The 11,891-nt window shown below is 41.3% G+C and carries 7 protein-coding genes; 3 read left to right on the top strand and 4 right to left on the bottom strand.

Translation table 11 applies throughout. The annotated features are described in order from the left end of the window. Positions 1-150 precede the first annotated feature (150 nt). The 3 genes from IJ00_RS05650 to IJ00_RS05640 all read right to left on the bottom strand — a co-directional run bounded on the left by IJ00_RS05650 (position 151) and on the right by IJ00_RS05640 (position 6,694). The gene (locus tag IJ00_RS05650; protein ID WP_035150854.1) at positions 151-3,936 is read right to left on the bottom strand and encodes a carbamoyltransferase C-terminal domain-containing protein; all 3,786 of its coding nucleotides are present in this window, start codon (positions 3,934-3,936) and stop codon (positions 151-153) included. A gap of 57 nt (positions 3,937-3,993) precedes the next feature. Then, positions 3,994-5,475, bottom strand: a complete 1,482-nt coding sequence (locus IJ00_RS05645; protein WP_035150851.1) for an ATP-binding protein — start codon at positions 5,473-5,475, stop codon at positions 3,994-3,996. A gap of 604 nt (positions 5,476-6,079) precedes the next feature. Then, entirely contained in the window at positions 6,080-6,694 is a 615-nt protein-coding gene (locus IJ00_RS05640; RefSeq protein WP_035150848.1) for a cysteine hydrolase family protein, read from the bottom strand. An 820-nt stretch (positions 6,695-7,514) separates the two neighbouring features. On the opposite strand from IJ00_RS05640, the gene IJ00_RS05635 reads away from it, so the two are divergent. After that, entirely contained in the window at positions 7,515-7,958 is a 444-nt protein-coding gene (locus tag IJ00_RS05635) for a GNAT family N-acetyltransferase (RefSeq protein ID WP_035150844.1), read from the top strand. Between the two features lie 131 nt (positions 7,959-8,089). On the opposite strand, the gene IJ00_RS26970 is transcribed toward IJ00_RS05635, so the two are convergent. Next, entirely contained in the window at positions 8,090-10,429 is a 2,340-nt protein-coding gene (locus IJ00_RS26970; RefSeq protein ID WP_052754394.1) for a hypothetical protein, read from the bottom strand. 335 nt (positions 10,430-10,764) lie between these two features. Between IJ00_RS26970 and IJ00_RS05620 the strand changes: the two genes are divergently transcribed. Both IJ00_RS05620 and IJ00_RS05615 read left to right on the top strand, forming a co-directional pair. Beyond that, positions 10,765-11,076 (top strand): carbon dioxide-concentrating mechanism protein CcmK, encoded by a 312-nt coding sequence (locus IJ00_RS05620; protein ID WP_035150841.1) that lies wholly within the window; start codon positions 10,765-10,767, stop codon positions 11,074-11,076. Between the two features lie 74 nt (positions 11,077-11,150). Beyond that, complete coding sequence (locus IJ00_RS05615) at positions 11,151-11,501, top strand: carbon dioxide-concentrating mechanism protein CcmK (protein WP_035150838.1); 351 nt, start codon at positions 11,151-11,153, stop codon at positions 11,499-11,501. Positions 11,502-11,891: the final 390 nt, after the last annotated feature.

The raw sequence follows: 11,891 nt of genomic DNA, 5'->3' as shown, positions 1-11,891 counted from the left end.
GCAACTTGTATCACTTTATATTGTAATTAAATACCCGGATATAATATCACCTATCTGGCAGTGCCAGTTCCTTCTATCGCTATAAATTCAATAAACACAATAAATTCCCCATTGAGAAACAACGGGGAACTATATGGAATCAACGATTCTCTAACGCAAATAGGATGAGATGCAAGTGGGAGTTGTTTTAGTTTCTAACTCTTCAATTTTTAATCCTTCAGCAGGAGGGGGATCGCTGATGCGTCGATTCAAGTTTAAACCCGGTACTTCTAGAGTTAACTCCAGAATTCCTTTATAAATCAATTCAGACAACCAATCTTGATTTAATTGTGTTGCATAAGTTGACCATTTAGGTTGACATTGATTAATATCTTGCAGCAAACGATACATTTGCTCACTGATAGGATAAGTGGTGAAATAGGGATTATTCGGAGAGAATAACTCGATTTGCCGCTCTCCTGTTCTGGGATTACTCTCGACTCTGAATTGCAAATCCGAAGACAGTACTAAAAAATACTCGTCAATTTGCTGTGTTGCTAACAGGTTGCGTTGTTGGAAATATGTTTCTAAATACTGATGAATTGGCTGACTAGGGTTATGGATTGTGCGGATATAATAGGAGCCTTTTTGAGTAGGATCCAATCGATGGATGAGGATATAACCAAAGTTGACCGCTTTTAAACCTGTGGAGTGGAAGTTGTCTAACCACTGGTCTAATTGAATATTATACTCGTCCAAGGTTTGATTAAAAGCCGTATGACAATGGGGAACAGAGAAGAGAATATCATTACGATCAGCCGTACTCAGTACTAACTTATGGGCGGCTCCTCCTTGCCACCAGCGTGCCAATTTAGACTCATACTCCTGGATATTTACTAGGTCGGTGACGATGAAAAGTCTACCATCGGGTGCAAGGTTCTCTGCGCTTTCACTAATGATACGAGCTAAAACGTCTTCACCGCTCAATCCCCCGTCTCGGAAGCGACATTCCTGATTTGGGCTAGGAACAAAGGGAGGATTCGCCAGAATGGTATTGAAGTATCCCGGAGCAGCTTTATACAGATCACCCAGATGGAACTTAATATTGGATACTCCATTTAATTCAGCGTTGAATCGAGCAAAACGAATAGCCCGTGGATTAATATCAACTCCTACCACTTCTCTAGCATAGCGACTGGCAACTAAACCTTGAATACCACAGCCACAGCAAAGATCCAAAACCCGACTGACTGCATATTGGGGTGCGGTGTGAACTAACCCCATAGTATCCATACCGACATACATTACAGCTTCTTCATCAATCTCATCCTCTGGCAGTACCATATAGCGATGGTCTGTAGCGAGATAGAGTCCGGCGACGGCAAATAAATCAACTCGTGATGCCCAATTTTCGCCCCTGGGAATCAACATACCCAAACGGTACAGCCATGAGAATAGCTCATCGCCAAAAATCTCTTGTAGTCTAGCTGTGGTCAATGCACCACGCAACAGGAACAGACGAATCATGTCTCCCAAGATGGATTGGGGTAGTTGGTGGCGATCGTAGTAGCGTAAGTATGTCGGTTCTATGACTTGTTGGGAAGCAACACCCAGCAACTGACAAATATTAACTTCGTTGTATCCTGCTTGCTGGAGACATTCATACAAGTTGCGGAGGATGCGACGAGCAGAGAATTTTTCATTCTCAAAAGGTGCAAAGGTTTGCTCTGAGGTTGGGGGGAAGGCTGAATCTTGGGGTAAGGATTTCAGGTAGGGATAGGTAGGTTCTAATCTGTAGTTAGAAAGTTGTTGGTTTGCCCATTCAATCTGTTGTATAAACTCAAATTGAGTCAGACGCATCTCAATTCGCATTTGTTCTAAGCAACTTTTAGGTGCATTCAAAACAGCCAGTAACAGCTTAATTTCTGCAAAGGTGTAGCTTGCAGGGGGCACTTGCTGTTTCAGATCGACTAGGGTAGATTTACTGAGAGGGTCAAGAAGTAAAATGACATCATCTGAAAGTTTTGTTTGAAGAGGGCTATAAAAGGGGGTTTCCGGGAAAAGTAAACTGGTTTCTTTATATTGAGCGCCCTGGGCAGAGAGTGTCTGTAATTCTTCTGGAGACCAGGGACAGCCAGTAGTTTCTCCGAAGAATAATGCCTTATCTAGTTGTGCCATTAAATGAGTGACATTTGGAGCTTCCTCCTTAAGTCCATGGGGAAATACCACATCACCCACCTTCCCTAAATGGTCTTCATAGCTGCGAATAGGAACATTGCGTTTGCAGATCCAGACGTTCTCGATCGCCAAATAATCGATGTCTGTGCCTAAGAAAGTCGCGATCGCCTCTAAAGGAGTTTCGACTATTGGTTGTCCTGCCACATTAAAGCTGGTATTCAACAATACAGGGGGTCCCTGGCGTTCTTCTACTAGCTTGTAACACAGACGATAAAAGTAGGGGTTTGCCTCCTCGGTTACTGTTTGTACCCGTCCAGTACCATCGACATGGGTAATGGCTGGCAGTTGTTCACGGAATTCCGGCTTAATTGGTGGTACAAGTAGCATGAAAGGAGCTGCTACTTCTTGCTCGAATACCTGGGAAATTGCTTCTAGGGGAATGACGGGTGCAAAGGGACGGAATGGTTCGCGGAATTTCACCCGCATATTTAAAATATCCTTCATCCGTTTAAAGGTTGGGTCAGCGATAATTGAGCGATGTCCCAAAGCTCGCGGTCCATACTCTGCACCCCCTTCAAAGCGAGCTACAACACTACCCTGTGCTAGAACTTTCGCACTGCGAGCAATTATTTCCTCTGGTGTCAATTCCTCAACGATGATTGAGTTTTGGAAGTGTTGAATTGCCTGAGATATTTGATTGTCGTCATATTTACGACCGAGGGTTGCTTGAGTGAGGGTGACTCGTTTTTGTCCACCACCCACGGTATTATATGCCCACAGAGCACAACCGGCAGCAATACCACTATCACCGGCGGCTGGGAAAATGAAAATGTCATCTAGTTGCAGTTGTTGTAACAGTTCGTAGTTTGCAACTGAATTTAAGCCAACACCACCAGCAATGCAGAGTTTCTTGAGTCCAGTGTGTTTACTCGCTAAACCAACAATATGTACTAATGCCTGTTCTAACTCTTTCTGTACCTTATATGCTAGGTCTACCAGATAGGGACGTAGATAGGGTTTACCTTCTTGGGTGTCATAGAGTTTTTCTAGGGCAGCTACTTCCAAAAAGATATCATAGGCAGACATTTTCAGGCTATAGGAGCCTTCCACAGTTTGAATCCAACGATGCCAATTCGGTTGTTCTCCCCCAAAGGGAGCTAAACCCATGAGCTTGCCTGCTTCTGCGTGCTTAATTTTGTCACCAACGGGGGTTAAAAATCCAGCCTTAGCTGTAATGTATTCATAAACAAAACCCAGGGTGGAAAGTTGAGCCAGATGAGCTGCAACTGTCTCACTATGGAGTGTGGTAATTGTTTGTCCTCGTCCCTCGTAGAGAGTGTAGGATTCAGTGCGATGGTCAGAAGTTGTACTACCTGTGGCATCCACTGCCAAAATCAACGCTTCACCAAATCCAGAGGGCCAATAGGCAGAGTAGGCATGGGCTAGATGATGGCTGGGAATTCGCATCACCTTACCTATAATTTCCGAGGGTAGTACACGGCGCAGAATATCAGGGGCGCAATCTGCACCAGGCATATTTGCGGTAATTGTTGTCAGGTCACTGAAAGTAATATTGCAAGTGTCTAAACAGTAACGGATGGCTTCGCTAGGAAGTTGCATTTGTGCTGCGACACCGGGAGCGTGAAGCATATACCCAGGGCTATATTTGTGTCTATCTAGACGTTCTTGCTCGATCGCCACCACAATTTCACCATCTTGGGCGATCGCCACTGAACGTTCATGCCCTAAATTAATTCCCATATGATATTGGGTCATCATCTTAACTTTTTTTCTAAAATTTTATAAATAAAGCAAAAAATCGAGTTTAAATGCTAATTAAAATGCCGTGTTTGATTGGGGAAGGGATATTGGTAGATGAATTAAAAACTCTGTTCCCTTACCTAATTCTGAGAAGCATTCCAATACCCCACGATGTTTTTCTACAACTATTTGATAACTAATGGACAACCCTAAACCTGTTCCTTGCCCGACGGGTTTTGTAGTAAAAAATGGGTCAAATATTTTTTTCCTAATTTCTTCTGACATTCCAGTGCCATTGTCAATAATCCGAATTCCGACATAACCTTCTTGGGGAATTTCAGTATAAATTTTAATTGTTGGAATGAAGGAAGATAACCCACTTTTTTCCTCTGTCGTTCCTGAATCAGAAATTTCTCTAAGACTGACTTCTGTGGCACTACGAGAAATTACCGCATCGATTGCATTACTAAACAAATTCATAAATACTTGATTTAATTGTCCTGCATAACACTCTATATGCGGCAAGTCACAATACTCCTGAATTATCTGAATGGAAGTGTGTTTGTATCCTTCCTTCAAACGATGTTTTAAAATCATTAAGGTACTATCGATACCTTCACGAATATCTACAGTTTTAATTTCTGCCTCATCTAGGCGAGAAAAATTACGTAGTGAAAGCACAATTGCACGAATTCGCTCTACTCCAACTTCCATCGAAGAAAATAAACTGGGCAAGTCATTAAGTAGAAAATCTAAGTCAATTGTTCTTATCTTCTCCTTGATTTCATCTACAGGATGGGAATGATGTCGCTGATAGAGATATATCAGTTCTAATAAATCCTTTATATATCCACTGGCATGAGTTATATTGCCATAAATAAAGTTAATGGGATTATTAATTTCATGGGCAATGCCTGCAATTAATTGTCCTAAGCTAGACATTTTTTCTGCGTGTAGCAGTTTCGCCTGGGTTTGTTTTAACTCTTTTAAAGTTGCTTCTAATTGTTGCTTTTGTTTGTTTAACTCTTCTCTTGATTCCAAAAGAGTCGCTTCTGTTTGTCTACGTTCTAGATTTTCAAACCTGAGTTGCTGAATTCGCATTTGTAATGCTTCGTTGGCTTCCCTTAGGGCAGCTTGCGCTCGTTTTCTATCAGTAATATTTGTTAATGAACCAGAAATTTCTCCCTGCGCTTCTAAACGAGCTGACAATTCTAACCAAACAATTTCTGTGCTGTAATGATGAAATCGTAATTCCTTAGAAGATACTTCTTTCTCTGTATGTATTTGTTCTAAAAAATTCAGCCAAGCTTGTCTATCTTCTGCATGAAGATAATCATCGACTGGACGATTGAGACATTCTTTCGTCTCGTATCCTAAGGTTAATGTCCACGCTTTGTTTAAAAGGGTGATATTTCCATGCTTATCACATTTAAATACAATTTCACGCAGATTCTCCACAAGTTCCCGATAACGTCGTTCGGACTCTGAAATCTGCTCTATTAAACGATACTGAATCTGTGTATGTAGTTCATTATCAGCTAGAAATTCCGGTTTCATAATATCTGGTCTGATGATAAAGGAGAATTAGTTTGAGGTAGGTATGCAAAACATAAAGAATAGACAGCATTACTGTCTCCCTGAGATTTCAGACTAGAATTTTCTAGCATTGGTTTATCTGCAAAGACATACAGCAAATTGTGTCTGATTGATATATCGAATATAGGAGAATCCTGTTCAGCCTAAAAATTACAGATGATTGATGTGGCGTGATTTGAGGAACAGAATCGAATCTTACCAATCTTTTATGGATTTCTACTTCTTCACCTCAGCCACAATTTTTCGACTTAACCTTATTAGGATAAAAGAAAAATGATATTTACTTATCTACAAATGGAGTTAGTAATAGTGTCTATTTACCCTCTCTCAAGTATATATGTTAAAAGCATGTTCTCTAGAGATATTACTAATCTAAATTGTCTCTGCAATCAAGGCAATAAATATTTCATTTTTTTATAAGAAAATACAAAATATTTATACAAAAGATTGTTGGTAACTGAAAAATACGACAAATAAACTCTTTCTATAAAAAGTTTACCTATCGTAGAGTAAATATTTTTGTCAAGCAAAGAATGATAAATAGATGATAAATTTTTAGATATATCTATGCAGAAACCAGTAGCTGTAAACGCTCAAGTAATTCCATATGTGTGACTACATCTGCATAAAGAGGGAAAATTGTTCCACAATAAAAGTCTTGCTCAAAGACAGTACGAGCAGAAGTACAATCTGATAGTATCTTGACATGATAGCCTTTTTCGTGGGCTGCTCTTCCTGTGGAATCAATGCATATAGATGTGACTGCACCTGCTATGACAATATCAGTGATTCCTCGCTGTTTGAGAATTTGATCAAGATTAGTATTAATAAAAGCGTTAAAACCTCTTTTTCCAGGTACTTCCATAATTCTTTGTTCAAAGGGACGCAATTCTGTTATTGCTTCTGAACCTTCAGTTCCCATTTGAAAAGCATTTGATTCTTTAATAGTCTTCAGAATACCAACAGGTTCGATTAACTCCTCATAGTTAGGTGTAAAAAATATGGGAGTTGTGATAATTAGAACTGACGATGATTCCAGACACTTAAGAAGATAAACAGTGTTGGATACGACGTTTGTAACTTTGGATGATTCTTCAATTACTTTGTAGAGAATACCATCTGGTGAGAAGTAATCATTTTGATATCCAATCAGGATAAGTGCTGTTTTTTGGGATTCCATGATTTATAAGATTGTTAGAAAAGAAAAAATAAGTTTTTATGTCGAATTTATGATTAGGATACAGCTATGGTATGACTTGGCTTTAATTTTGAGTCATATAGCAATAGTTATATCTGAGTATTTGACTCTGAGTAATATGTTACCAAGCCAGTTTCAAATCTCAATCCGTAATTTCCATGAGTTATTTCCCATCTAACTATTTTTGACTTCGGGAAATTCTATATTGAAGTCAGAAGTAATATCGTATTTTCCCGGAGATTAAGAATATTTTGTGTGGATAAATAGTTTGTCATCCATCAATAGGATGATTTTTTGAAAATATTTTTGAATCCGAATTGTTAGATTAGGTGGGGGCTAGTAATCCACCAACCCAAAAATGCTGGGTGGAGAAGGGACAGGGGAGACAGGGGAGACAAGGGGGATAGGGGGGAAAGAGCTTTTTCTTGTCACTATCGACTCAGCAAAGTTGCCTTGCCAGACTACTAGGGATTAAATCTTGTAAATACTCAAAACAAAAAGCGCTCAGGAGTGTTACCTTGTTTCCACCCTAAGCGCTCTTTGATTTACACTTGCTCCTCACACACGAATCTATAGTATCATCGTTTTTCTGTAACGGCAAGTATGATAGATAACATTTTCACAATGTATTAATGTTTCCTGGGAGCAGGGTTAACAGGGAAGGGGACGAGATTGGTTTTTATCTCTTCTACTGTAGATGGTTGATGATGGTTGTATGTCGGGACTGAGACAGAAATTGCACCTCAGTTGAACATAAGGGAGCTTTATGATTTTTGTGTAGACAATATTAGAGAATTGCCCAATGAATAGCTTTTTAGCTCAAGCTGACCATATCGAAGACTTGTCAAGATTGTTTGATCGGTATCGTGTATTTTACAATCAAGAGTCCGATGTTGTGTCATGCCAGCAATTTTTGCATGAGCGGTTACAAAATCGGGATTCTGTAATTTTTGTAGCTGAGGATAACCAAGTATTGACTGGATTTACTCAGCTTTATCCCAGTTTCTCGTCCGTGTCAATGAAGCGAGTCTGGATTTTGAATGACTTATTTGTAGCGGAGGATTACCGCAGACAAGGTGTTGCGACTCTGCTGATGGATACTGCGGAACAATATGCAGTGGAAAGTGGTGCGATTCGGATTGTGTTGGCAACTCAAGTTTCCAACTTATCTGCTCAAAAGCTTTATGAATCCCGTCGCTATATCCAGGATAAAGACTTTTATCACTATGCATTACGGTTAGGTTAACTTCACAAGGATTAACTCTAGTCTTGAGACTATTTCCTTGAGAGCGTGTCTATGAGAGAACTCCCTAACATTAGTGTTGGTCATATGGAGTTCTCTAAATAGAATATGAAGTAACGCAATGACTCCAAGGATTAATATCCTTGAGCTTGGACATCGTTAACCATGAGATTCCAGACGGAAACGAGCGATCGCAGGTTTGGTGGCAGGTTTTTCTGAGAAATGTCGTTATATTGGATAGTTCCATCACGACTTGTCAGGGTGTAGGTGATATAGTCAGCACCTCGATCCGCAGGATATTTCATGTTGGAGAATTCACCAAAACCCTTTTGTTGCAGTAAATTCTCAAATTCTTGGAGTTTTTGCCAAGAAATCCGTCCTACAGTTCTTTCGGAATCATTCGCATCTCCCATGCGTACCCGAATCAAGCGTCCATCATCTAGGAGAATTGTTTCATAGGTTGCGCCGGTAAAGCCACCACTGGAAATTTGACGGAAGACAATACCACTTTCTAAGGGAGGGGGTAATTCACTGCTAGGAATTGGTACAGGGTTGGTTTTGCTATCGATACTGATATTTCCTGCATCTTCATCCAGAGCGATCGCCCCAGATTCACCGACACGATATACCCAACGCTGTTTACCATTGCTAACGGTGACTTGCCAACCAGGGGTAAGAACTCGCACACACTGGATATCAATTCTTCTAACACCAAGACAACTGTCAGACCATTGACGTTTTTCCACATTGACAATTCTAAACTGATTGACAGGCTTACCTGTTTCTTCTGCTACATCTGCTAAAACACTATTCGCAATATTTTTTGGTAGATTTACCTCCACAGCTAGGGCATAATCAGAGCCATCATCCTTGACACGATACACCCAACTGTTGCGTCCATTAGACACCGTTGCTTGCCAGCCAAATTCACCACGGTTACAGTTACGCTCATTACCACAGCTATTATCCCAGTCTGGTTTCTCTTCTAGGGCAATAATCCGCAACTCATTCCCCAAATCCATTCCTTCCTGTCTTGCTCGTCTAGCAGCATCAACTTTAATCATCCGTGCTGCGGTTGTGGACATTTGGGGAGAGCGATCTAAGGAGACAACGGAAGCATCTTCGTTGACGCGATATACCCAGGTTTGGGAATCACTATTGACGGTGACAATCCAGCCGGGAGTGGGGATGTAAGCTTTATTACAGACGCGGGCGAAGGTCAAGAAACAAGGATTACTCCAGGTTTGTTTTTCTGCCTTGGTAATTTTCAGGCGAGATGTGGAAATTCCAGACCAATTGGAGGCATCACGCAAGACGGCATTACTTACACGATTGGGTAAATTACCATTATCTGGCGGCGTATTATTATTTACTAGTTCTATTCTTTTACCCTGGCTATCACTGAGGAAGACCCAACGTTTATCCTTGGTACCCACGGTGACTTGCCAACCATCATTTGACCATTGCTGACGTTGAAAACTGATGATTTTGAGGTCACGGCGATCGCGACTGATTTCCTCTGCTTGAATTAATACTCTCTGGGCAACATCTAAAGGTAAGGTCGTCTTACTAGCCTTTTTATCCAAGGTGATATTGTAACCCATGGTTAATTCACGAATTAAGTCATAAACTAACCTTTGCCCGTTACCAACAACTGTCACTCGCCAACCACCGCGAGTCTTTTTGGCATCACTAATATCAAATATGGTTTCATCCACACCTGTGAGACGGGAAGCAGATTTGATTAAACCCTTACGGATACGGTTAGGTAATTTTTTATCGCTCGATTCACTAGCTTTTTCGTTGACTCTCACTAGGGAGCCGGAACGATTAGTATGATATACCAGGCTATCAGTATCAGATTTAACTACCACCTGCCAACCTGCTACTCTGACAGCGTTACACAGTTCCTCTGGTTTAGCTAGCTCTAAACAACTATCACCCCAGGTGCGCTGCTTGGCTTCCGCAATTTGCAATCGGGAGGAGGAAACTTGTAAACGACGGGTTGCAGCTTGCACTACTGCACTGCGTACCGATGATGGCAGCTTATTGCCAATTTCTACGGAATTAGCCAAGCGCACAGAGCGTCCTTGACTATTGGTATGGTAAGTCCAGGCTTGATTACCATCGGTGGCAACTACTTGCCAACCCGGAACCAGAGCTTGGGTACAAAATTCCCCAGGTCGAGCAGCACCTAAACAGCCATTACGCCAGGTTGTTTGGTTGTATTCAGAAATCATTAACTGGCTAGCGAGAACACCTTCGCGCCGCGAAATATCTTGTAATACAGCCCTAGCAACAGATGGGGGTAAATCTTCGGTGGTTGTGTTGACTAGTAAATCTGGGACAGGTGCAGCGATCGCGCTACGAATAAATGTTAAACCACTACCTAGGGATAAAATACCACTTAGCACCAAAGCAGTGACAATTTGACTCTGTTTAGTGGTAAGATGTTCGTAATTATAAGTTTTCATAGCAATATCATTTAGAGTCGTAAATTCACTCAGTAGTAATTAAATTCGCCCATCAATAAGTTTCAGACAGAAGTATATTTCACCCCTATGTTGCCACGGTCGGGATGAAGTTACTCTCGGTATCCTTACTGAAGATAACCAGAGAGACTACCTGAAGTTGAAATTTTGTTCCTGACTTTTCACACAACCTTTATATATATCTGGGGTAAGGTGATTGCGCGCGATCGCCCCAGCCAATCCCAAACCAAATCACCCATTCCCAATTGTTGCTAAGAATGTCCCCAACCCGCGTAGAATGATTAATACGTCTGCTTTCACTGTGGGAGATTGATGCCATGCCAATGGCGGTTGGAGTAATTGAAACCTTGGGTTTTCCTGCTGTATTAGCAGCAGCAGATGCCATGGTCAAATCTGCTGAGGTCGCAATAGTTTATTATGGGATAGCAGAAAGTGGTCGTCTGTTAGTCGTTGTCCGAGGACACGTAGCAGAGGTGAACCGGGCAGTAGAAGCAGGTATTACAGCTGGTGAAGCTGCCTACGGTGGTCAAGTTATTACTTACTATATTGTTCCTAATCCCCCAGAAAATATTGAAACTATTTTGCCCATCCATTTCACAAGCAAATCGGAACCATTTAGGTTTTTCTAAACTTCTTCAAAATTTGTAAGAACATTCGTACAATTAATTGGTATCGCCACATTTACTGAGACAGGAGACAACTAATGCCACTACAGGCAGTTGGAGCATTAGAAACTAAGGGTTTTCCTGCTGTGCTAGCCGCAGCAGATGCTATGGTGAAAGCCGGTCGAGTCACCCTCGTTGGCTACATCAGAGTTGGTAGCGCTCGCTTTACCGTGAATATTCGCGGAGATGTATCTGAAGTCAAAGCCGCAATGGCAGCTGGTGTAGAAGCCGCAGAAAGCTGTCATGGCGGGACTTTAGAGTCATGGGTAATTATTCCCCGTCCCCATGAAAACGTGGAAGCGGTTTTACCGATTGCCTACACTGAGCAAGTAGAACAATACCGACAATCAGTGGAAAATCCCATCGTTCGTAGGTCGAATAGCTTTTAAATCAGTCCCTAGCTAGCTGGAATGTGGTTGAGGATTAACAAGGAAAGACACGATTTTTTTATTTGTTCTGTGATGGGAAAGCTGATAACAGCTACTTCGCATTCACAATATTCTCAGTCTGGGAACTAGCAACTTCTCCGACTCTACTCGCAACCAATTCGAGATGGAGGGATTTGGCATATTGCTAAAACACCTCCATTAGGAGTATTAGTTGTAATTATATTGAATATAGCAACTATTAAACCGAGATGTGAACCGCCAAAATCCTATTCCTGTTGCCAAGCTAGCTTGGGGATTGATTCGGAAATAGGTAATTATATGGAGCAAAATAACCCTTCAGGGTACTGCTTATCTGTTGCTTGCTGATTAAAAATAGTCTTGGGTGCTGAT

Origin of the sequence: Calothrix sp. 336/3 (assembly GCF_000734895.2) — a bacterium.
In the GTDB taxonomy this organism is placed as follows: domain Bacteria; phylum Cyanobacteriota; class Cyanobacteriia; order Cyanobacteriales; family Nostocaceae; genus 336-3.
This window is presented reverse-complemented; position numbering and strand designations above follow the sequence as displayed.